This is a genomic window from Clostridiales bacterium (assembly GCA_015243575.1).
Classification (GTDB): Bacteria; Bacillota; Clostridia; order Peptostreptococcales; family Anaerovoracaceae; genus Anoxybacterium; species Anoxybacterium hadale.
In genome coordinates, this window is the sequence record CP042469.1 from 3,971,011 (window position 1) to 3,995,485 (window position 24,475).

Below are 24,475 nucleotides of genomic sequence, written 5' to 3' on the forward strand. Positions count from 1 at the left end.
CCCCGAAGGAAACAAGAGTGAGCCTCTAAACCGGAAGGAAAGCATAAAGCCGATCTAATTGATGCTGCTGATCTGACACCGCTTTTCTTCTTCCATTAAAAGGCTCACTGTTTATTTGGTAAATTAATACTTGTCCTGTTCCGTTAAAATGATCCTACTTGGAATCTCTTTGACTTGAGTTGTCTCTGGTGCTTCGAACTGATTGGACAAGAATCTTGTATTTGATTCTTTCATTTTAAATTTGCCCACCATTTCTTTGAGGAACTCAGACTGAGAGGATAGTTCTTCACTTGCTGCAGCGCTTTCTTCAGCTGTTGCTGAATTGTTTTGAACAACCATTGATACCTGCTCGATCCCCTTATTGATTTGAGCGATGCCTGAAGCCTGTTCGTTGGAAGCGGTGGAGATTCCTTTTACGAGATCTGCGGCTTCTCCGACCTTGCTGGCAATGCCTTTGAGGGCAGCTGCCGTATCATTTGCGATCTTTGTACCAGAGCTAACCTTCGAAATAGAACCTTCTATCAGTTCTGTTGTTTCCTTGGCAGCTTCTGCACTTCTTGCAGCTAAATTACGAACTTCTTCTGCGACAACAGCGAATCCTTTCCCGTGAACACCGGCTCTTGCTGCCTCGACTGCTGCGTTCAGTGCCAGGATGTTGGTTTGAAATGCAATGTCATCGATGACCTTAATGATCTTAGAAATATTAGAGGAAGCCTCGTTTATTTCTGCCATCGAATCCAGCATTCCACTCATTTGATCATTGCCGCGTTCTGCAAATGCTTTTGCATCTTCTGCAAGGTCGCTTGCAAGATTTGCGTTCATTGCATTTTCTTTCGTCTGCGTTGCAATTTCTGCAATGGAAGCGGATAATTCTTCAATCGAGCTGGCTTGTTCTGTGGCTCCTTGAGATAATGCCTGACTTCCGTCAGAAACCTGTCTGGCTCCAGAATTAACTTGCTCAGCTGCTTCGTTGATATTTCCGAGCACTTCGCTTAAAGAGGTGATGATGTTGTTCAGAGAATCCTTGATTGCAACAAAATCGCCGGTATAATTGGCCGTCACTGCTAAATCGAGATTTCCGTCTCCAATTTCTTTCAGTACATTGGTTATTTCGAAGATATAGATGCGGAGGTTCTCCAGAGTTCTGTTCAGTGCATTTTTTATGAGCGCGTGATCCCCCGTGTAGTCTCCCTTTACCAGCACCCCAAGATTACCTTTTTCCATCGCTTCAAGTACTGCTGTTGCTTCTGAAATCGGTGCGATGACAACATCCAGAGTATGATTGATTCCCTCAACGACCTTTGCATACTCGCCGTCGAATTTATCGACCTGGCCTCTGACTGACAATTTGCCTTCCACCGCAGATTGAGAAAGCATGCTGGTTTCATCTACCAGTGCTTTGATATTCTCCATCATACCAATGAGCGTCGGCACTAAAGTATCATTTTCAGATCTTTTCCCGCCTTGCTTCAGAGCTTCAAGCTCATCGAGATCTCCAATAGAAATTTCATCGAGAATTCTGAACAAATTCTGGATTCGGTCGATCACCATATTGATGGAATCTGAAATATCTTTATAGATTCCAAGATAAGCGCCTTCCATCCTTGATGAATAATCGTTCAGGCTCATTTGTTTTAATATTTCCTTGCCTTTGACAAGGCCGTCAAGACCGTCAATACACGAGTTGATGCTATTTTTAATACTATTAAAATCGCCTCTGTACTCATCAGTAATTTTTTCCGGAATCTCACCGTTTCCGATTTGCTTGATATAGCTTGCGGCTACATTAAGCGGGTCGATGACTGCGTCAAGTGTTGCATTTACACCTGCTACGATTTTTGCAAAATCACCGCCATGTTTGGAAATTTCAGCGCGGGTGTCTAGTCTGCCTTCGACCGCAGCCCCCGAGAGCATTAAAGAATCGGCAACCAGCGCTTCGATCGCGTCGATACAGGTATTCAGACTATTCTTGATATCGTTGAAGTCACCGTTGTATTCTTCCGATATTTTCTCAGGAATCGATCCTTTGCTAATCTGATTCATATAGTTGGCTGCCACATCCAGCGGCTCGATGACCGCATCCAAAGTGCGGTTAAAGCCTGCGATGATATCTCTGTAACCGCCTTGGAAGGAATTCATATTGCCGCGGTTCGCAAGGTTTCCGGCAACCGCAGCAGCCGTCATGCTTTCCGCCTCTGATACCAGGCTCTTTAGTGTTTTCACTACGGAAACCATGCTAAAGGCCAGTTTATCCTTTTCAGAACGTGGCACGATCTCAATCTCCAGATCACCGGAGGCGATTCGATCGGCTTCCTCCGCTTGTTGCTTTATACTGTTTGTCATTTTGAGAAAGGATTCCATTAGGATTCCGATTTCATCTTTTTTTGTATTCTCAATGTTAAAATCTGTATCTCCTAGTGCAATACGATCCGCCACATCAGTAATTCTTCTTAAAGGGATCGACAAACTTTTACGTAGAAAAATAATGATTATGAAGGCAAATGCTAAGAGAATAACAACAGATAATAGCACAATTTTCATTACAGTGTCTCTTATTTGAGCATTGGTTTCGGCCATAGATTTTCCGGAGAAAGTTAGGCCGATGGCTTCTCCCTGAGCATCCAAAATTGGCTTGTATGCGGTGACATAAGGCATACCAAGAATATTGGCTTCACCGTAATACTCCTGTTTTTGCTTCAGAACAATTTCTGCAATTGCTGGATCGAGTGTTGTTCCCAGCAATCTTGACCCATCCTTGATGATGGTGGTTGAAACACGGACGTCACCCGCAAATACCGTAACATCAGTTCCGTAAAGGGATTTGATCAAATCCACAAGCTCATTGCTGCTTAAGTCATATCCAGCAGCAATACTCCCCATAACTTGTCCGTCTTGACTTGTTATAGGAGCTGCTGACAGAATGTAAAAGTGATTCTCTTCTGTTCGTCTATATTCCGCAGCACTGCTACCTTGAAGAGCATTCTTGATCAGGGTTTCCGATGGTAGTTCAATGCCTTTTATGCCAAGCTGGGATTCTGTCATTGCCATACCGCTCGCGTTCGTTACGGTCATGAAATCCAGATCGGTATGCTGAATGAGTCCATTTACTACCTCGTCCAACAGTGCCCCATCCTGCAATGCCATTGCATTTAGTAATTCAGACGATTGGGAAGCCTGAAGGGTATCGTTTAATGCGGAAACTCTTTTTTCCTCTAAGCGGCCGCTGAGTGCGTTGAGGCTATAGCCCGACTGCTTTTGTGCAACAGTAAGATTGTAGCTTTGATAGGACACAATTGCCACTCCCACTGCAATTGATACTGCTAACAACATACATACGATAAAACTTGCAATTACTTTAACTGTAATTTTGAGGTTAAAGAACCATTCTACTAAATTAATCTGCTTCATTCACATGTGTTTTCCTTTCGATTATAAATACCCCTATAGATAGATAGGTCTGTAGATATATAGATATATACCCCATATATTTATATCGAAATACTTTACTAAGAATTAAGCTAAAGTAGAGAAATTAGTTTCTCCAAATTATTCTACTTATTAGGAATTGAAGTGTTTCTCCAATTCTGATAGATAAAGATAGAGCCGGTCTATCGTTTTTTCAAAGATATCACTTGGCGCGGCCAAAGAAATGCGCACCCAGTAATCATTTTCCTTTGCCTTCGTCAGGGCAAAGCCGGATTCTGTGAATATGGCAATCCCCGTTTTCTGCAGAAGATCTTTGCAAAATTCCAGTTCACCGAGTTTGGAACAAGGTTTTAACTTTACTAAATAGTTAAAACCACCATCCATTTCGGTTGAAGCCGTCAAGTAAGGAGATAATTTTTTGCTGAAATATTCCTTATTTGAGGCAAAGACTGTTTCTTTCGCGTACATTTCCTCTCTGTATTTCTTATATTCATCGAAAAGACGCTCGTCCACTAATTCTGTAACATAGTCCCATATAGGCTGGGGGCATAGCACCGTAGTGACAAAAAACATCCGCTTGAAACAAAGGATGATCCTCTCTCTCACTCGTTCAGCCTGTCCGTATTGCTCACTCAGATGCAAACACCGAAAAAGCATCGTAATCCACACTGCGATTGTAGGCATGTTCGGCGGATTCATGATACTTACTTGCTTCGATCTGACAAACTGGATCACGTCATAATGGCCCGCAATGTATCCAATCCGAAAGCCGGGAACACTTTCGGTTTTAGAAAAGGAATTGACAATAATGCTTTTTCTCATCATTTTGTTCTCCATAATCATCGGCTCCGGAACAGTCACATCCTTTTCAGACAGGATCATATTACACACGCAGTCAAAGATACAATAGATGCCTTTTTGGTATAATGTCTGCATGATCTGATCCAGCTCCTCGTCCTGGTATTTTTCACCGGACGGATTGCAGGGGTATGTAAATACAAGAACATCAGGCTTGAATTGTTCAATATCCACCTTCAACTCACTTACTGTGGGCATATCCCTATTGGGCAATGCGGAGCGGCTTTCTCTCATTTGATAACCGTATTCATTCCCGAGGGTCATATAAAGAGGATATGTCATCCCGACCAAAAGCATCCTTTTCTTGCCAATGGAATGGAGGTAGGCGACGGCAAGGGAGGCGGCTTGACTTGCTCCGATCGTCATGCAAACTTCAAGATTCGCTTTGAGGGAGATATTCCCCCTTGAAAATAGAAATCTCTCGTAGAGCTTGACCGCGTAATTTGCTGTCTGAAACCCATCCATGGAGGTATACCGTTGGTACAGAAAGTCTTCTTCGATTTCTTTCTGCATGGTCTCCTTCCAGATTGTCGGCGCGGAAAGGTGATTGACGCCAGAGGAAAGCATCATATAATCGTCCCTCACCGGCAGATGAAATACTTCCGCATGGATTCCAAACTGCTTCGATAAAAATTGATTCGGATTCCAAGGTTTTGCTCTTTGCTTCCAAGCATGGGGCAGAATGCGGCTTATTCTCAAAAAAAAGTGCTTCATCTTTCCCTCCGCAGAAATTACATAGGCCGGATATCCCAGTCGACAATTTGATACATATGGTCTGCAATATCCATGAGGCTCCTTCTATGTGTGATGACGAGAACGGTCTTTTCCTTTAGACTTTTGATGGTATCAAAGATGATGCGCTCTGTCCCTTCATCCAGTGCGGAAGTCGGCTCATCAAAGATAATAATCGGTGCGTTCTTCAGCAAGGCCCTGGCAATTGCTAATCGCTGACGCTGCCCGCCGGAGAGGGTGTATCCCCGATCGCCCAACTCTGTGTCTAGCTTGTGAGGCAGATCCATGACCTCCTCCAGCATTCCTACCTTTTTTAATACGTGAAAGATGTCTTCGTCCGTATGCTGGTTCTGATCCTCCACCAGATTTTCTCTTATGGTCTCGTTAAAAAACAAGTTGTCCTGGGAAACCAAAGAAATATGCTTTCGCAAATAGGCTAAGTTCATATCTTTAATGGAATGCCCGCCGATGGTGAGTGATCCTTCTGCTGTATCCCAAAGACCGGTAATCAGGTGAATCATGGTTGTTTTCCCCTGGCCGCTTGCCCCCACAATAACGTGGGTTTTTCCCGAGTCCATCTTTACGTGTACCTGCTTGAATACCTCTTTGCCTGTGGGATAAGAAAATTTCACATTATGAAACTCAATCCCAAAGTGCTCAAAAACAGGCTTTTCATGACCCCCGTACGTGCCCGTGGTATCATAGATCTTATTCACTCTCCGGAGGGAAGGCATGAGTTTATTGCCCTGAACCCGCAGAGCAGCGAGGATCCTTCCCGGTTCAATTAAAAAATCCGAGTACTGGATAAAGGCCACCAGTACACCGATGGTTGCCGTTCCCATAAAGATTTTGTAGCCCTCATAGGCCATGGCTACTGCGATGGATAGGATGATGAACCCTTCTAAAGCGCCATAACCGATGTTCGATAACGTTACAATTTTTTTGTAGATGACAGACAGATTTTTCAGCATCTGCCCATATTTGCGCTTGCACTTTTCTTTGATGCCATGAGAGGCGATGAGCGCTGCGTTTGACACAAATTCTTCTGTCAAAGAAATCTCCCGCGATAACTCTTCCCGCAGCTTGCTATAATGATCATCCAGTTTCCATTCCAAGTTGTTTTGAACAATGAGAATAAAGGGAAGAATCGCCAATAAAATTAACGCCAGATCCCACTGTAAATATGCCAAAATAGAAAGAATTGCCAGTGAGTTGACGACATCCGCTACCGTTCTGTACACCTGATACGTAAAGGAGGCCACCTGCATATTGTCATCCATGATCACTTCCATCATGTCGCCGGTTTTATTCTTAATATAAAACTCACCTTTCTTATCAAAAAAGCGATCCATAGAAATTCTTTCTAATTTTTTTCCGTATTGAAACTCTCTTTTCTCAGTGTAAATATTGATGATTGTCCGTAAAGTCGCTTTGGACATGTTAATGACAAAAAATAATAAAGCCAACATAAGGAACCTGCGCAAATTGTCCGCATCCACCAAGGCATTGATCACCTGTACGGTAATCAGAGGCAATAACAGTGTTACTCCCGCATAGATAATCAGTAAAAACAAATACCCCCACATCGTTTCATCATATTCCTTGGCAATCTGATGGGTACGTTTCAGTGCTTGTATAAAAGTTCCACTTCCGCGTAGTTTCATAATACAATACTCACTATTCTCTATTAAAAAAAGCAGAGGGCAGAGTATGAACTATGTAACCGGACTCATACGCTGCCCCGCCTTCATGATATTATTCTAATGTTTCTGACATGACCTGGAGCATGAGTGACTGCAGGTAGCAGCACGGGTGTCGAATTCGATTGGTTCGACGATCATCTTCATAATTGGACCCTCCTTTCCCCAAGGTTTATAATGCAGTTCGCATTATCATAAGTAAGTTAGGAGGCATCGCAGGTCAGCTTGATGTAGTCCCCCAATACATATTTCCATCTATCGCAGACTGGTTCGCCAGCTCTTTGCCCATTATACTGACAGCCCCCGGTGCAAATTGGCAGGAAGCTGCACTCTCTGCACTTTTCAAAGTTGAAAGGAGACCAGGTCAGGAATTTCGCATAATTCACGTTTGGATTTCTGATGAACTGTTCGTAATCCTCACAGGTTCCAATATTTCCAATACGATATTTATCAATTCCAACCTCGTTCCAACACTTATACATGTTTCCATTGGGTTCTATCACATAAGAATACAGGTAATCAGCACCGCAATAGGTATGGTGAAGCAGCGGATAACCTGGCTTGAGATTCTTGGCTAACAACAGCTTCTCATAATCCACATAGGTTTTGGCGAACTCTTCATGGCTCAGGCAGTTTGCTGCATATCCTTTACAGCTGTCTGTATTGCCTTCCAGGTATCCTAAGTACAGGTCTTCGCCCAAGCCTTTTTCTATCATTAATTCCACAAGCTGTTTCAATTCGGTTTGCGTCTGCTTGTCAATGTTGATCCGAATCGCTGGTGCGATACCATGTTTTTTCGCCAGAATTATGTTTTCCACGATTTGATCAAATGTCGGATCACCGGTATTGTTCTTTAGCCTTCTTTTTTGATTGTGTGTCGCGGGAAGCCCGTCGAGGGTAATCTGCGCCTCGGATACTCTGTACTCTTTTAGTTTGCGAACTGTCGCTTCATCCAGGAGGTATCCGTTTGTGATAATGGTTGCCTCATATTCCACTTTGTTCTTTTCACAGATTTCTATTAATCTCTCCGACGTACGATAGATTACCTCTTTGGCCAGAAGCGGTTCGCCTCCAAACCAAGTAATCTTAATTTTTTGGCCGCTCCGTGCAAAGTCCTCTGCCATGGAAATGATTTTGTCTTGGATTTCCACTGACATGATGCCGCTTTTGGCGGATTCATAACAATACGGACATGAAAAATTGCAGGCCATGGTTGGTGCCACGATTAAATCCAAGCCGGATTTTTCGTATCTGCCTAAGTTGTATCGAACTTCAAGCTGCTGTAATTCATTGATGAAATCGTCAACCAGAAATCCAGCCTTTTCCATCGCCTTCACCAGCTCGGTTTCTTCCACCTCTGCCCCTTGTCTCACCGCATCCAGTATGTCCCTTGCGGGCTTGTCCAAAGCGGCAGTAGCCGTCGTTCTGCTGTTAAACATAAGATGCTGACCGTTGTGTTCCACACAAACATTGTATTTTGATTCTTTCATAATATACTCCTTTACTTAACATAAATAACCCGCCTGTCATTGGGAATAACGGAGTGATTGTGGGATTTATTCAATTTTTTAGGTTAAGGGCGAAATTCAGGACGAGAGCCTTAGAGGAATAGGAACGTTTCATTATTTCATTGTTTTATTGTGTTCTTTGCTTACATTATATTATAATTTATCCAAATTTCAGCAATTCTTTCTCGCCAAATTATTCCATATCCTTACAAATTCCTGTTGACGGATAGTTTGAAAAGAATCACATAAGCCTGTTCCCCAAACCAAAAAAGGTGATGGGAAATCCATCGCCTTTTGTAGTGTTAGCTATATTATTAGGTCAAAATAGAAGCAATCAAATCATATCTAATAGCCAGTGTTCTAAAATTTTCAGATTGATTTAAGCTTCTTTCTAGCCCTTTTTCTTTTTAATAATGAAAAAATCTCCAACAACGCAAATCCCAAAGTATAGCAGCCAGCATAATCCATATGTTTTGAACGAATTTCCAAGTTGAGGATACGGTGCAATGAAACCCACATATCCACCGAAAAAGCCATCCAGCAAATTAAAACATATTGAAATTGGTATCAATATCAAAATCCATAAGTTTACTAACCAAAAATATTTTTTTGCCTTTGCCTTTGTTTCTTTAGCACCCATATTCTGCCCAATTGCAAAACTCACACACCCAACCACCATAATGATAAGTCCAACGGCAACAGAGGAAGATATTTGCTCTTCATACCATATCATAATCGCTACAATCAACCCTATAAAGTTAAATGCTGTACCAACGATTGAAAATACTCCAGCATCTGGCTGCTTTCTTATTTCATCCGCCTTCGGCTCAATTCCTTTCAAAAGATAGTCTGTAGTCACTCCAAAATAATCACTCATGATAATAATTTTCTCTATATCAGGCGTGCTTTGTTCACTTTCCCATTTCGATACGGCCTGACGGGAAACTCCTACTTGGTCTGCAAGTTCCTCCTGTGATATTCCCTTTGTTTTTCGGAGGCTTTGTATTCTGTCTGCTATATTCATAACTGGTACTCCTTCCTTAAGTAATGTCATAGTACCCTAACGTTTGGTTGCATTGCAATCAACTAGACTTGGAAATATGTCAACTACCAGTTGCGGTATGCTATACGAAACTGATTTTATATATAATTTGTATTAATCATCTCTTCGCAGCTACAAAAACTGAAATACCCCGGCACAAGGCCGAGGCAATTTCAGTTTGGCACTCCCGAGATGATTCGAACATCCGACGCACGGTTTAGGAAACCGACGCTCTATCCCCTGAGCTACGGGAGCATAATACTTATGAATTTCAGCGCAGATTGATAGGACTGCCGTCCTGAAAGATTCAACAGTAGTAATTCTAGCATATCAGAGGGTCGCTTTCAAGTCGTTGTTTGATTTTATTTGTTTTAATGAAACCCTAAACGCCATAATTAAAACGAGGCTGCAAGGCGATTGTTAAAGTCGCGAATCGGCTTGAAAACATGTATGCGTTCATAAACGTTTATTTTCTATGCTGCATTCTGCAGTTTTTTTCTGCAATCATACCATAGCGGAAAGGCAGCGTCAACAAGCTGGGAGCTGCATCTTTTTTTGTTTATTTTCATTTCGGGTATTTACAGAAATGAAATAGGAACGTATAATGCGTATATACTTATATACGTATATACAAATAAATCTCCTGTCCTGTTATATTTACAGACCAACAGATATAGCTTTTTCGCAGGTAATGCGGAAGAACGAATTTTATCATCGTACAAAAATGGGAGAAGTTATGATTGGATTAAGATTGCTGAGAAACCCTTATTTTGGTAAGGGTGAGTGGGAAGCCTTTTTCGGATTGTTTGGTGATGTCTTTTCAAAGATTGCAGCAATTGTGGGTGTCCTGTATTTTGCAGAAGGTTTTCCCGTTGAAGTGGTGATGGGAAAGATTCTGCCGGGTATCGGAGTTGGGTCCCTGATTGGATGTTTCATTTATTTTTGTGAGGCATACTTTCTGGGCAGAAAGGAAAATCGGTTTGACGTTACGGCATTGCCTTTCGGAATCAGTTCCACTCAGGTCTTTGCCTGGCTTTTTCTGATTTTGGTTCCCATCTACAGACAGACCGGTGATGCTAATGCCGCATGGCAGATCGCCCTTGCTGCATGCTTTGTCGGGGGCCTCATTGAAATCGCAGGAGCATTTATCAGCAGAATTCTGGTGCAATACATACCTGACTCGGCATTGCTTGGCAACATGGCCGCGGGAGCTCTGATCTGGCTCTCCTTTAACGGATTTGTTACAGTTTTTCAAGCCCCTGAAATCGGAGTCTTGCCGCTGTTTCTCATTATTTTAGCGTTTAAGATGAAAAAGCCCTTCCTGAGGGGCGTCCCCAATACGCTGACCATTCTTTTAGCAGGTTCAGCGCTTGCATGGATAACAGGCTATTGCAGTGTCAGCAGCATGAAGGAATCTCTTCAATTTTTTCATTTGTATCTGCCCTCAGTATATTTTTCTGATATCCTTGTTGGCTTGGGTAAGATAGGGCCGTACCTTTCCATTGTGATTCCGCTCCAGATTGCAAACTTCATTGCGACAATGCAGGCGGTTCAGGGTGCCGCAATTATAGGAGACGCATACCCATTGAAGCGCAGTATGGTACTGGATGGCATAACCACAGTCCTGTCCTCCGTTACCGGCAGCCCGTTTCCTACGACGGTATACTACGGACATATGGGTTGGAAGAAGATTGAGGCAAGGAGCGGATATGTTCTTCTGATGGGATGCACCTATATCACTTGCTTTCTTGGACTTCCGCTCATCATATTGCAGATTGTTCCATACGAAGTGATTGTTGTACTGCTCGTGTTTATCGGCCTGACCGTGGCCTCGGAGGTAGCAGATAATCTGGAACGGGAATACAGCGGCGTGATTTTTATCTCACTGTTTCCCATCCTTGCCCAGTATATCAATAACATTGTAAACGATGTGCTTGCGGTGGCAGGAACCAGCGTCCAGGAAATTGGTATGAGCGCTTTCTTAGATGCAAGCGTAATGCTGTCCTCCATACAAGTGCTTTCCTATGGCGCCTTTGCGTCAAGTCTCTTGTACGCGGTCTGGATTGCCTATGTATATGAGAGGAATTTTGTACTTGCGGGCCTTACAGGGGCTTTTCTGTCGGCATTGTCCGCAATTGGTTTTATTCACAGTGAGCAGCTGCAGTTATTGCCTCCAAAGGGAGGTGTGCTTGCTGCAGTCTACCTGGCAATCGCAATGATATGCCTTGTTATCGGGAGAAGAGAAGAGCACATGGACGTCTGAAGGAAAAGATTTTAACAAGAAGAAGGAGGAATAAGACATGGCAATACCAAAAGTAGAATTTAATGAGGAAATCATCTGCTTGAAAAGGCTATTTGACAATGTAGCTGATGGTAGTGATTCTCATGTAGGACTGAAATGCGGTAAGGTTGACCGGGTATATGGTAAGTTTCTGTTCGGACCCGTTCCGCAGGATCGCCCAATAACTTATGCATCTTATGTTATGTCCGTAGACGGCAAGATTGCATTTGAAGATAATGAAGTAGGGCCGTTGATTGCAAAAACAAACCGCTTTGATCCGGACGGCGCTTTTGCAGATTTCTGGGTTTTGAACCTGCTTCGTGCAGCATGTGACGGAATTATTATCGGAAGTGGCACACTGATTAAGGAGCCGGATTATTCAGGGAGCGCATATGATCCTGATCTGCTGGATGCCAGATTGGAAAATGGAAAACCCGCAGCACCCTGGACTGTCATCGTTACCACCACAGGAAAAAACATTCCCTTTGGGAATCCTGTATTTCGGTGCGAGGAAGTCCCGATTCTGATTAACACCTCTCCGGAGGGATTTAAAAATCTTGAAGCAGAGATTCCCGGTGAATACTACCTGATTAATCTTGCAGGCAGTGCATCGGACAATGAAACCATTGCCGGATTGATTGCAGCGAACCATGGAAAAACAGCAGTCGCAGTCACGGGAGAAGGATGGGATACGGATTCACAGGAACTGCTGAAGATTTTGCGCGCAATGGGCATGGGAAAAGTGTTGGTTGAGTCACCAACCTATTGCCACCATCTAATGAGGAAAGCGCTGCTGGATGAGATATTTATCAATACTTCCTGTGTTTTTGTAGGGGGGCAGGCTACAGGCATCGGAACCTTAGGGAGTTCCTTCCCGTCCACGGATCATCCACACAGCGAAATTCTATCCATCCACATGCACAGCCCGCACTTCGTCTATACGCGCCACAAAATGCTTTACGGGGCAAAATAAATCCAATCTAACAAGTTGGCGTCAAACAGATCTGGAAAGTTGGCTTCAAACAGATCAATTCGACAAACAGAGGAACCGCGTAAAGCGGAGTTACTCGATAAACAGACTATGAAAACCACTGAGAGGCAGAAAGGAGAAAGAAGATGAATTTGAAAGTGAGGAGAATGAATCACATTTTTAAGGAGGATGGAAAAACCCTGATCGTTGCCATTGACCATGGAACCTACAACGGGGCGGCAGAAGGGCTGGAACATCCCGGAGAGACCATTGAGAAAATATCCGCGGGAGGTGCAGACGCAGTACTGTGTAATTTCGGAGTGGCAAGAGCCTTTGCCAAAGAACTGGCACCGCTGGGGTATATTGCAAGACTGGATCTGCCGCCCACCTATATGGGCAAAGGGCACGACAGCAGGCTCGTTTTCGATGCTGACTATGCCATGCACCTGGGCGCCGATGCAGTAATGGTCAATGTTGGGCAGGGAGTCGGTGTTGAGGAAATTACATATCCCCAACTTGCGCAGGCAATTGCATACTGTGACAGCATTGGAATGCCGGTGTGCTCTGAGCCGGTTCCCGGAGGCTTTGACGCCGGTCCTGACTTTAAAACCCTGGACAATATTGCAAGGGGAGCCAGAATTGCCTGCGAAATCGGTTGCGATTTCATGAAAGTCGGATACGCGCCGGGGTTTGAACGGGTTGTTGATGAAACCTTTGTCCCGCTGGTAGTGCTGGGAGGAGCCAAGACAAAGGATGAGAAGGAGTTTTTAGGGTCAATCCGGTCGGCCATGGACGCTGGCGCAAGTGGTGTTGCCATCGGAAGAAACATATGGGGAAGCGGAAATACGGTTTCCATGACAAAAGCGCTGGCTGCAATCATACATAAGAATGCTTCTGTAGAAGAGGCATATGAGATCCTGAAGACAGGGAGATAGGAAAACAGATGTGACGAAAGGAGGAGCTATAATGAATGAAGGAACAACAATAAAAGCGGCAATTATGCCGGAAGCCGGCAAGATTGAGTTTGCCGAGGTTACGCTTCCGCAAATGCAGGAGGATGAAGTGCTGGTTGCCATAAAGGCTGTTGGAATCTGCACCTTTGAACAGGGCTTCTATTATGGGAAGTCCAGGGGCTTCCCATTTGCGGGAGGTCACGAAATCTGCGGTGTTGTAGAAAAGATTGGAAGCAAGGTGGCACAGGATTTAAAGGTGGGGGACAAAGTTGCAGTACTCAGCCTGACCCGGTGCGGTGAATGCTATTACTGCAGGAGAGGCTATGACAACCAGTGTGAAAATGCAGCTGATGTACAAAAAATACCCGGAGCCTCCGGCCCGGGCGGATTTGCGGAGAAATTCATTGCCAAAGGATACGAGGTTTACAAAATTGACAAGGAGATTCCCTTTGCCAGAGGAACTTTGGCAGAGCCGCTGGCCTGCGTAACGCTAAGTCTGAATGCAGCCTGTGTGCAGGTAGGAGATTATGCACTAGTCTGCGGCGGGGGAGCCATGGGTATTATCCACCTTCTTTTGGCAAAACAGAGAGGACTCAAGGTCATCGTCAGTGAACCGGAAAACACCAGAAGGGGGAAGGCGTTGGAATTTGGTGCGGATTATGTGATTGACCCCATCAATCAAAATCTGGAGGCCGAAATAAAAGCAATTACCAGCGGACGTGGCGTTGAGAAAGCATTTTTTACAGCCGGTGGAAAAGCGGCAATCGAGGGTGCCATCAGAGCACTTGCGATTCGAGGAACCCTGGTCATTTACGGAGGAACCAGTGCGGAAGACAGCTTTACCGTAGATCCCAAATGGTTCCATTATAAGGAGATCACCATAACAGGTGTCACAAAGCATACAAAGGAAACCATCCGGGTAGCAGTTGAACTGCTTGGAGCAAGAGACCTGCCTCTTGACCGTCTGATCACCTCGCAGTTCCCCTTTGACAATCTAGAGGATGCGCTGGTGGAAGCCCGGAACACGTCTTCCTACAGGCCTGTTGTTCTCATGGATTAGCCAAAAGAAAGGGATGTGGATATGAAACGCTATTTAATGGGTTTTGATATTGGGACCTTAAGCTCGAAAGCAGTGCTGACAGATCTGAGCGGAACGATTATTGCGAAGTGTCAGATGGAGCACGCCATAGAGATAAAGCATCCGGGATGGCAGGAAGAAAGCATGACCATGTGGTGGGAAGAATTTAAGGCGGCGGCGGCGTACTTTCTTGGCCTTGCGGGTATAGAAAAAGATCAGATTAAAGCAATCGGCGTTACGGGTCTGATTCCTGCCATGTGCGCGGTGGATTACGGTGGAAACCCGGTGAGGAATGCGATTTTGCATACCGATGTTCGCGCTGAGAAAGAGCTCCGGGAAATCAATGAGAAATTGGATTGCAAAATCTCTCATGGCCACATGCTCCCCAAGATTCTATGGGTGAAGCGGCATGAACCGGAAGCCTTCAAGCGAATTCATAAGATTATGGTGCCCCACGGATACATAGGATTCAAATTGACGGAACATGCGACCATGGACTATGATTCGGCAACTATGGCAGGCGGACTGTTCCGGGAGAGCTCGCTGGGCTGGGATGAAGGAACAATCAGAGAATTCGGGTTGGAGCCATATTTGTTCCCAGATGTATATCCGGCAAGCCAAGTCAATGGGCAGATTTGTGAAGCTGCAGCCGAAGAAACAGGACTTTCTCAGGACACAAAGGTAATTGTGGGTGTGGGTGACACGTTCGCATCGATGCTGGGAGGAGGCGCATATAACGCAGGGCACTTTATGCTGTATCTGGGCACCTCCGGTACGTCGATCTATGCTGAAAATTCTCCGGAGCAATACATCACCATACCGCATTACGGGGAAGGAAAAGGTCACTTTACAGGCAGAATCTTCTCCTTTGGCGAAAGCATTTTGCATCTACGAAATAATCTGGGGTACGACAGCTGGGAGGCGCTCAATAGTCATCTGGAAGAGATCCCGCCGGGCTCAGAGGGACTTTGGTATTTTCCTCATTACAAGCTGCAAACTGAGGCGTCTTTCTTTGGTCCAGATGCAGAATTTATGCTGGGATACAGAGGGTGCCACAGCCAATTCCATCTCTACCATGCTATGCTGGAGGGAATTGCTTACAATGCAAGGTATAATATTTCCGGCCTTGATCTACCCATTCGCAGGATCAACATGTTCGGAGGCGGAACAAATGCAAGGGAAATCTGCCAGCTGTTTTCCGATGTAATCGGGCGGGAGCTCTACTATAATCCCAAAAGCTCCACGGCGCTTGGAATCGCATTTCTGGCAGGCTACGGAAGCGGGCTGATCGAACGTTACGACACGCTGGAAAAAAGCTGGCTCAGCGACAGCATTGCGGTTAAGCCTGATGAGGCAAAGGCCAGACAGTATCACGCGCTTTATGATAAGTATCAGGAATTAAGAGAAAGACTCATGGAGCTTGATTCCGAAATCGATAAAATTCAGGAGTAGAGGAGGAATTATGAGTTTACCTATGATTCCGTTTGACGCGGAAAAAATAAAAATCAGATCTGTCTATCAGAGTCAGGAGCTCGCACATTACATAGACCTTCCGGTTCCCTCTGAGAAGATAAAGCAGGTATATGGCGATGAACTCCGGTTTCCTGAGAACCGGGAAGACAGACCCTACCTTTTTTCCTCGTTTGTATCTTCCATCGACGGGAAATTGGCTTACGCAGATAAGCCAAGTGCGTTTTATGTTGCCGGAAAGAATCAGCTGGCGGGAGCAGGAAAAGATACAGATTTCTGGATTTTGAACGCGCTGCGGGGTGTCTGCGATGCGGCACTCATTGGAGGAAACTCCATGGGGACAGACCCCGACTATTCCATGCACTGCATGGATGCGGATATTGAAGAGGATCGTATCAAGGCAGGCCTTTCAAGGGTTCCTCTGAATATCATCATGACCCTTGATGCCACTGATGTACCTTTGGATCATACGCTGCTGGCAAATGAAAAGGTTCCGGTACTTATGATCACGTCTCCGGCAGGCATGAACCATGTTCGCTCTGCTTACAAAGGAGATTTTCTTACGGTTTCAGGACAAGAGCCTGCGGAGTTGATCAGAGAAAAGATACAGGGAGCAGTGCCCGGCGTATTGCCGATTCTGGTAACCGGTAGCGAGGGTTTCCCGGATACGACAGAGTCCATGAGGATTCTAAAGGGAATTGGAATCAACCGCCTTTTAATCGAATCACCCGGTTACGGCAATTACTTGGTGAAACAGAAAATGATGGATGAATTCTTCCTAAATATTTCGGGAGTATACATCGGAGGCGGGGATACCATGACACTGGGAAAGGCAGACCAAGGCTTTTCCGCAGAAGCACACCCCCATACGAAGCTAATGTCAATTCATATCTTCAATGAGTACTTTGCTTATTTCAGATACAAATTCAATTATGAGTTTATCTAAATTATTATTAGGAAAGGGAGAAAAGATATGTTAGGAGAAAACAAGGAAATGCAGATCGCCTGGTTTAAGGGCGGAGATGTAGACGCAACCATCGGTGTATTCTTTGACGGATTCACCAAGATTCTCGTTGGGGTAAGCATCCTCAGCGGTGTAATGGCCATGCCCAATGATATTATTTTTGGAAAAATTGTATCTTCTATCGGTTTTACGGCGTTTCTGCTTTTGGCGTTTAATACGTTTTATGCCAGATACCTGGGTCGAAAGATGGGCAATCCTGAAATTACCGCAATGCCTGCAGGCGTAAGCGGAGGAACCTTCTTTGTGTGGCTGTTTGCCATTATGATGCCTACTTATTTCGCTTCTGGAGATGCGCTGTACGCCTGGAAGGTAGCGGTAAATGTAAATATCCTGTATTCGGTTATCATTATCGCCTTTGCATTTATCATCAAATTTATCATGAAGCATGTACCGAATCAGGCGATGCTGGGAGGCGTTGTGGGAGGCTCCATGGCATATCTGCTCATCGGAGCAATGGGTGACGGTTTCGCGCATCCACTGATTATCCTAGTCACACTGTTTGTTCTCTTGTTCTTTAACTTTGGAAAGATTAAACCCAAATTTTTCTCCCCCGCGTTTATCGCAGTAGGACTGGGAACCATTGTAGCCTGGGTGACGGGCGTAATGAAGCCCGAGACATTTATGGCTTCCTTTGCAACCACAGGACTTTATATTCCGCTGCCTCAGATTGGGCTTCTGGGTGGGGAAGCATTCCAGGGTGCGCTTGCGTTTTTACCGCTGATTCTGGCCTTTGCCTTCTCTGATGTGACTGCGTTGTTGCAGGGGCTGGAGCAGGCAGTGCAGAGCGGAGAGAAATTTGATCAGAAAACTTCTCTCCTTGCAACGGGCCTTTGTAATTTTATCGGTACTCTCTTTGGAAACCCGTTCCCTGTTAATATGTACTGGGGGCATCCTGCGTGGAAAAAGGCAAAGGCAGGTGCATCCTACCCCTTATTTACGGGGGCCATCTATTTGATCTTATGTGTAACAGGACTGGTAGCCATAGCAACATCAGCCATTCCATCCAGCGCTACCCTTGTGCTGCTGGTATTCGTGGCAATTATGACCGGTGCGCAGGCATTCGAAGTTGTGGAAAAGAAGTACTATCCTGCTATGATTGTGGCAACTGCTATTCCCATCTTTGAACTGATCTACGGAAAAGTATCCAACGGGATTTCTGCCGCTTCCAATGCCATTGGAGATGCCTTAACCTCAGGGGGGATTGATTTCGATGTGAGCAGTGTTGCGGTCAATTCGTCATACTTGGCAAAAGCAGGGGTTGCAAACGGATATTTTGATATGTCAAAGGGCTCTATGCTCATTGCTATCATCTTCGCCTGCGTCATTATCTTTATGATTGATAGAAAATGGATCAATGCATCGGTGACATTCTTAGTTGCCAGTGCCTGCTCCTTTGTGGGATTGATTCATGGTGCAAATGTGGAATTCAATGCTGCACCGTTGTACACCGGAACCTATCTTGCTTTCGCGGTCGCATTTATAATCATTAAGATCCTCAGCAAAAATATGCCGGGCCTGCAGCCTGAAGAAGAAATCAGGAGCGTGCAGGAAGCCTAATGTTTCCTTAGGAAAAGAAGAAACGGCAACGGTGAGCCAGCAAAACGCAAAAACTGTATAGGGGTCTGTGCAAGCATGCACAGGCCCCTGTACAGTTTTAAATATGGAGCATACTGCCATGCAGGTATGATATAGACGTATATACAAATTTGCCGACGTATGCTATAATAGCTGATAATATTGGCAGCCAAAGCAGAACGATTATTTTGGAGGGATTGGGTACCAAATGATGAACGAAAGCGATTTCAAGAAAGCGCCTCTTTATCTACAGATTCGAGAGGCCATTTACAATAAGATTATCAGTGGAGAATATAAGGCTGGAGACAAACTTCCTGCAGAGGATAAACTGGCAGAACAATTCGGAACAAGCCGAATGACGGTAAATAAAGCCCTGCTGGAGCTCGTCAATCGTGAGTATCTCACAAGAGTTCAGGGAAACGGAACTTTTGTCAGCAAGATGAGAAAGGAAGGAAGTCTTTCAAAGGGTCTGAGCTTTAATGACTCAATGATGCAAAAAGGTTTTAAGGTTTCCACGACGGTGATGGAGCAGAAAATGATTCTGCCTGCACGAAGCGTTGCAGAGCTTCTGAACATTCCCGTGACTTCAGAAGTGCTGTATTTAAAACGCCTTCGCGAGGTAAATAACGAACCCATCGTCGTTCAGGAAGCTTACCTTACAAGCAGAGTAAGCCAATCTCTGATGGAGATTGATTTTAGTGAGAAAGCGTTGTATTCCAGCTTGAGAAACGATTGCCAGGTTGAGATCGTACGGGCAAAAGATACAGTAGAAGCGAAGGCGGCTGATGAGGAAACCAGCACCCTGCTGAAGATTCCAGAAGGCTTTCCTGTTTTGGTGACCCAGCGGTTGGCTTATGATGGATCGGATACACCTATTGAACTGTCCTACAGCATTTATCGAAGTGACCAATATATGCTGGAAGTGGAATATAAATAGAGTTACTCCGGAAGTGGAATATAAATAGAATTTGCATAGAAAGTAAATGATAAGTAGCTGCTGACTTACAGAAGTCCGGTTGACAGCGGGGGATATCTTTGGTAAAGTGGTTAGTGAACGCTAACTACGAGCGTGCATTCTATAAAACAAAAGGCAAAGAGTCAAGCACAAAAGATTGGAGGGGCTATGACAAATTATTTATGGATCAATCCGGTTTCTGCCGCACTTTACGAGTGGGAGGAGCTTGATCAAGCCGTCAGAGAACAGGGCTTTCTTCCAGTTCAATGTCAGGGAAACCACATTGGGCTTGTCAGGGAAAAATATCGCACAGCAATTGCTGGCGCCAGCGGCTGTGTCGTCGATATGCGATGTCCCATGGCGGCAGATTACATAAAGGAGCGGTTTGATCAGCCTGAGCTCCTCTTTCCACCGATTCAGCCAATCCTGATTCATTGTGCCTTGGAATTACAGGAGCGGTTTGCCAGAAGTGGGGATGTTCTAACCGTTACGACACCTTGTGCTGCGCTGAAGCAGCTGGGCGATGGCCTTGGACTTGCTGCCACGACCTTCCAAACATGGAATGAGTTTGTGCAGGATCATGGCATCACGCTCAAGCGGAAAGCACTTGAGAAAAGCCCCATTCCACCTGGTTTCTTTGATGAATTCGGTAAGGATGTTTACACCCTGTCCTCCCATAAAAAGTTCGATGCTTTTTTTTTGGAGCAGAAGCATAAGAACATAAAGCTGATAGAGGCCCTTTATTGTGAAGAGGGGTGCCACAATGGGGATGGGATATTGGAGGAGGTGCCTGCCGAGTGAAGAACCGCGGAGAAATGAAAACCCATGACCGAATGAGAGCTGTCAGCAGATTGGGAAAGGGTAGTCAATGGCGAGACCGGTGTAAATCCTGGGCGGTTACCCTAGGGATTCTAATCCTTTGGTTTGCAGTCAGTAAAACAGGTATCTGGAGCAGTTACGTACTACCATCACCGGAACGAGTCTGGATTGCCTTTCTTGTCATGGTAAAGTCGGGAGTGCTCTTTATCCATATCTGGGATAGCTTTTTACGGGTGTTTACCGGGTTTTGGATTGCGTTTTTTCTCGCCTTTTGCTTGGGCATACTGGCAGGAATCAAGCCGTCAGCATCGGCCTACTATAATCATATCGTGGAGTTTATGAGGAATGTTCCCCCGCTCAGTTTGATTCCCCTCCTAATTTTATGGTTTGGCATTGGTGAGACGTCCAAAATTATTATCATCGTGCTGGCTTCCTTCTTTCCAATGTTTCTCAATATAAAGAAGGGTCTTGCATCCTGTGATCCAAAGCTTCTGGAGGTAGGCACCTCGTTGAACTTCACTCCTTGGCAAAAGTTCGCCCGCATTATGCTTCCCAATGCAATTCCTGATATTTTGATTGGAATGAGAGTCGGGTTGGGTTACAGCTGGCGGGCAATCATCGGAGCAGAAATGATTGCTGCCGCAAGCGGACTAGGATATCTGATTTTGGATTCCCAGCAAATGTCTCGGTCGGACAAGGTAATTGTGGGGATTTTCGTAATCGGAATTGTGGGATATTGCTGTGACCAGCTGTTCTCACGAGCCATCAGGAAGCTCGCACATGGGGGTGTTTATGATAGCTGGAGTTAAAATAACAAACCTGCATAAAAGCTTCGCCGTATCTGGCAGGGAGGTACCGGTCCTTACGGGCTTAAATCTGACCTTAGGAGAGAAGGGGATCACCGTCATTGTGGGGAAAAGTGGCTGTGGGAAAACCACATTGCTCAGGATTTTAGCAGGACTTGAAACTATGGACCAAGGTGAAATCCAGATACCGGGCAGCGGGATTCATAGAATAGGAAGTCCAAGGTATCGGCAAGACGGGCAAAAACAGAGGGCAAGGAGCCAAACACCACAGCCCGAGAAAAAGATCGGGATGGTCTTTCAGGAACCTCGTCTGATGCCTTGGCTTACCGTTTGGAAGAATATTATCTTTGGGCAAAAAAAGCATGAGATTCACCAGGAGAACATACAAACCTTGATTGATACAGTGGGTCTTACGGGATTTGAGAAGGCCTATCCGAATCAACTCTCCGGCGGAATGCAGCAGCGTGTTTCTCTGGCAAGAGCCCTGGCATATGATGCAGAATTAATTCTCATGGACGAGCCTTTTGCTGCCTTGGATCATTTTACACGGGAAACCATGCAGCAGGAATTGCTTCGGATTGATTCTGTGAGCCGTAAGCTCACCGTTTTTGTTACCCACAGTATTGATGAAGCCCTGTTGCTTGCGCAGAAGATCGTCGTTCTGGGAGAAGGAAACGTGAGAGGAGAATATGATCTCTCGCCATGCCCCTACCCAAGAGACTTGCTGTCAGGCGAGCTGATCGAGATCAAGAGAGACCTATTGGAAAGGCTCTGAAGAATTATAGAAATAGGAGAAGAAAGATGAAAAAAATAGTTGTCTTAGCATTAAGTTGTTTCTTAACACTCACTCTGCTTGCCGGATGCGGCGCAAAAGCTGCAGAGGAGGGGGAGACTGTAAAAACATATGACATGGATAAAGTCGTTGTGACCTATGTAAAGTCACCGCTGAATGTTCCGTCTATCGTAGAGAAAGAGAAAGGCATTTTTGCTGAAAACTTTAGCGATTATGGACTTGCTGTGGAATATTCCAATCTGACAACAGGACCTGAACAGACCCAGGCTCTGGCTTCTGGAGATATTCAATTCCTCAACGCCGTTGGCGCTACTTCGGCAATCCTTTCTGCATCGAACGGAGGGGATATCAAAATCGTTAGCATGTACAGCCGCTCACCGGAGGCCTTCCGCCTCTTTGCCAAGGATGATAGCATCAAGTCAGCAGCGGATCTAAAAGGCAAGAAAATTGCAGGACCCAAGGGAACCATCCTTCACGAGCTGTTGGTATCCTATCTGGCGACCGAAGGGCTGACGGAGAAGGATGTAGAATTCATTTCCATGGGGATTCCAGAATCGCAAGCGGCACTCATTGCAGGGGAGGTTGACTGCGCTCTTCAGGCAGGTCCGGCGGCATATAATCTGGCAAAGGACGGCTATCCCGTGGTAACCACCGGGAAAGGTCTTGTGGACGCTACCATTGTAACTGCCACAAGCAATGCGTTCTATGAAAAGTATCCCGAGCTGGTTCGTGCGTTCCTGGCGGCACAAAATGAGGTACTGACCTATATGGACGATAATTATGATGAAATCATTGATATTACAGCAAAAGAAACAGAACTGAGTACCGATGCGGTGCTGGAAATGTTCCCGATGTATGACTTCAGCTCAAAGATTACAGATAGCGATATTGCATCGATGAAAAAAACCGTAACGTTCATGCTTGATAATGATATGATCGAAAACGATGTAAATATCGACGACTTGATTCTCGATGTGAAATAAATCCATCCATACAGACTGTAGAATGAACCCAGTATAGAGGCGCTTGAAAAAGTCCCTTTACTGGGTCTCTTTTTTGAGCGGAAGACATCAGGAGCGTCTAAAGCCAAAAGAAGTTCGATTTCCATTCTTTTTTACAGAAAGCGCAACTATAATAATAGTGAGGTGATGGAGTCAAATGCAAATAACCATATACCGCGGCACCCATGAGGTCGGCGGAACCATGATCGAATTAAAGACAGAACATACGCGGATTCTTTTGGACGCAGGGTATCCCCTGTTTTATAAAGGAGAGGTTATCGATGATAAGCTGGTGAAGCTTCCCTGGCAGGAGCTCCTTGTAATGGGAATTCTGCCAAATGTCAAAGGTCTATATCATTGGGACAAACCGCAATTTGACGCGATTTTAATTTCTCATGCCCACAGCGACCACTTCGGACTCCTGAGCTACGTTCATCCAGAGATCCCTATATTCCTTACCCCTATCACGGAAAAACTCATTGAGATGAGCCTGGTCTTTCCTATTGAAGGTTTCGGCAGCCGGCACATGAATCAAATCTCCATGTATGAACCATTTTGTGTGGGAGACTTTACGGTGAAGCCCTTTCTCATGGATCATTCTGCATATGGTGCTGGCGCTTTTGAAATCAAAGCAGAAGGAAAGACCATCACCTATACCGGAGATTTCCGCGGCCACGGGAGGCGGCAAGACTACTTTGAGCGGTTTCTTTCTGAAGCGGCAAAGGAACCGGATCTTTTGCTTATTGAAGGAACCACCCTTGGGCGGACGGCAGAAAAAGAATTGGCGGAAAAGCAGCTTCAGGCACAGTTTGAGGAGATTCTTTTGACGGAGAGAGGACTTGTCCTATGTCAGCCCACCAGTCAAAGCATCGATCGGATCATTGGCTTTTACGAAGCAGCTTTCGATGCGGGCAAGACCTTTGTCATGGACATTTATACCGCGAACCTTCTGTATGAGATCAAAAAGATAGATAAAACGGGAGGAACCAATGCAATCCCTCTCCCTGGGCTTCTGCATCCCGAACTTCGGGTTTTTGCACCACTCATGCTTACAAAGAAAATGGATCAAATTCTAGGCCCCAAATATGGAAAGCGTTTCAAAACAGGAAGAATCTCTCGCTGGATGATTCGAAGAAAGCAGAAGCAGATTGTCATGCTGGTTCGTCCTGCCATGCTTCCCGATCTGAAGCTGATGGGCCTTAGAAATGGGGTGCTGGTCTATTCCATGTGGCAGGCTTACCGGAATAAGCCCCCTCAGGTGAAACTGGAAAACTACCTGAAGTCACAAGGCTTCTCAGACCGGTATCTTCATACCAGCGGGCATGCCTTCAAGGGCAGCATCAAAAAAGTAATCAAGGGACTATCCCCGAAGGAAATCGTCCCTATCCATACCTTTGATCCGGAAGCATTTCTCGAATTTTCGAATGTGGTGACCCTTCGTGAGGATGGGGTCCCATTTTATCTTTGATCTGCAAGCTTTGACT

At 45.2% G+C, this 24,475-nt stretch carries 17 protein-coding genes, 1 tRNA gene and 1 pseudogene; 13 read left to right on the forward strand and 6 right to left on the reverse strand.

The features are described 5' to 3' along the window. Positions 1–123: 123 nt before the first annotated feature. The 6 genes from FRZ06_17490 to FRZ06_17515 all read right to left on the reverse strand — a co-directional run bounded on the left by FRZ06_17490 (position 124) and on the right by FRZ06_17515 (position 9,521). Positions 124–3,408 (reverse strand): HAMP domain-containing protein, encoded by a 3,285-nt coding sequence (locus FRZ06_17490; protein QOX65011.1) that lies wholly within the window; start codon positions 3,406–3,408, stop codon positions 124–126. 150 nt (positions 3,409–3,558) lie between these two features. Further along, positions 3,559–4,998 (reverse strand): pyridoxal phosphate-dependent aminotransferase, encoded by a 1,440-nt coding sequence (locus tag FRZ06_17495; GenBank protein QOX65012.1) that lies wholly within the window; start codon positions 4,996–4,998, stop codon positions 3,559–3,561. Between the two features lie 17 nt (positions 4,999–5,015). After that, positions 5,016–6,680, reverse strand: coding sequence for an ABC transporter ATP-binding protein (locus FRZ06_17500; GenBank protein QOX65013.1), 1,665 nt, complete (start codon positions 6,678–6,680; stop codon positions 5,016–5,018). Positions 6,681–6,919: 239 nt separating this feature from the next. Continuing rightward, positions 6,920–8,206 carry a radical SAM protein gene (locus FRZ06_17505; protein ID QOX65014.1) on the reverse strand — a complete coding sequence of 429 codons (1,287 nt, stop codon included), beginning with the start codon at positions 8,204–8,206 and terminating at the stop codon, positions 6,920–6,922. 409 nt (positions 8,207–8,615) lie between these two features. After that, entirely contained in the window at positions 8,616–9,248 is a 633-nt protein-coding gene (locus FRZ06_17510; protein QOX65015.1) for a helix-turn-helix transcriptional regulator, read from the reverse strand. Between the two features lie 197 nt (positions 9,249–9,445). After that, positions 9,446–9,521, reverse strand: a tRNA-Arg gene (locus FRZ06_17515). A 481-nt stretch (positions 9,522–10,002) separates the two neighbouring features. On the opposite strand from FRZ06_17515, the gene FRZ06_17520 reads away from it, so the two are divergent. The 13 genes and pseudogenes from FRZ06_17520 to FRZ06_17580 all read left to right on the forward strand — a co-directional run bounded on the left by FRZ06_17520 (position 10,003) and on the right by FRZ06_17580 (position 24,459). After that, positions 10,003–11,529 carry a uracil permease gene (locus FRZ06_17520; protein ID QOX65016.1) on the forward strand — a complete coding sequence of 509 codons (1,527 nt, stop codon included), beginning with the start codon at positions 10,003–10,005 and terminating at the stop codon, positions 11,527–11,529. A gap of 37 nt (positions 11,530–11,566) precedes the next feature. Further along, complete coding sequence (locus FRZ06_17525; GenBank protein ID QOX65017.1) at positions 11,567–12,520, forward strand: riboflavin biosynthesis protein RibD; 954 nt, start codon at positions 11,567–11,569, stop codon at positions 12,518–12,520. A gap of 143 nt (positions 12,521–12,663) precedes the next feature. After that, positions 12,664–13,452: a deoxyribose-phosphate aldolase gene (locus FRZ06_17530; GenBank protein ID QOX65018.1), complete on the forward strand. Its 789-nt coding sequence runs from the start codon at positions 12,664–12,666 to the stop codon at positions 13,450–13,452. 49 nt (positions 13,453–13,501) lie between these two features. Then, a complete protein-coding gene (locus tag FRZ06_17535; GenBank protein QOX65999.1) occupies positions 13,502–14,530 on the forward strand; it encodes a zinc-binding dehydrogenase in 1,029 nt (342 codons plus the stop codon). A gap of 21 nt (positions 14,531–14,551) precedes the next feature. After that, on the forward strand, positions 14,552–16,000 hold the full coding sequence (locus tag FRZ06_17540; protein QOX65019.1) for a hypothetical protein: 1,449 nt from the start codon (positions 14,552–14,554) through the stop codon (positions 15,998–16,000). Positions 16,001–16,010: 10 nt separating this feature from the next. After that, on the forward strand, positions 16,011–16,964 hold the full coding sequence (locus tag FRZ06_17545; GenBank protein ID QOX65020.1) for a pyrimidine reductase: 954 nt from the start codon (positions 16,011–16,013) through the stop codon (positions 16,962–16,964). A gap of 48 nt (positions 16,965–17,012) precedes the next feature. Further along, positions 17,013–18,521: pseudogene (locus tag FRZ06_17550) on the forward strand (hypothetical protein). 304 nt (positions 18,522–18,825) lie between these two features. Next, positions 18,826–19,554 (forward strand): GntR family transcriptional regulator, encoded by a 729-nt coding sequence (locus tag FRZ06_17555; GenBank protein ID QOX65021.1) that lies wholly within the window; start codon positions 18,826–18,828, stop codon positions 19,552–19,554. 186 nt (positions 19,555–19,740) lie between these two features. Beyond that, positions 19,741–20,373, forward strand: coding sequence for a hypothetical protein (locus FRZ06_17560; protein QOX65022.1), 633 nt, complete (start codon positions 19,741–19,743; stop codon positions 20,371–20,373). Between the two features lie 32 nt (positions 20,374–20,405). Continuing rightward, entirely contained in the window at positions 20,406–21,200 is a 795-nt protein-coding gene (locus FRZ06_17565; GenBank protein ID QOX66000.1) for an ABC transporter permease, read from the forward strand. Further along, on the forward strand, positions 21,187–21,972 hold the full coding sequence (locus FRZ06_17570) for an ABC transporter ATP-binding protein (protein QOX66001.1): 786 nt from the start codon (positions 21,187–21,189) through the stop codon (positions 21,970–21,972). The genes FRZ06_17565 and FRZ06_17570 overlap by 14 nt, the downstream gene beginning before the upstream one ends. 26 nt (positions 21,973–21,998) lie before the next feature. Next, positions 21,999–22,973, forward strand: a complete 975-nt coding sequence (locus tag FRZ06_17575; protein ID QOX65023.1) for an aliphatic sulfonate ABC transporter substrate-binding protein — start codon at positions 21,999–22,001, stop codon at positions 22,971–22,973. A gap of 175 nt (positions 22,974–23,148) precedes the next feature. Next, positions 23,149–24,459 carry a hypothetical protein gene (locus tag FRZ06_17580; GenBank protein QOX65024.1) on the forward strand — a complete coding sequence of 437 codons (1,311 nt, stop codon included), beginning with the start codon at positions 23,149–23,151 and terminating at the stop codon, positions 24,457–24,459. The last annotated feature ends 16 nt before the right edge of the window (positions 24,460–24,475 follow it).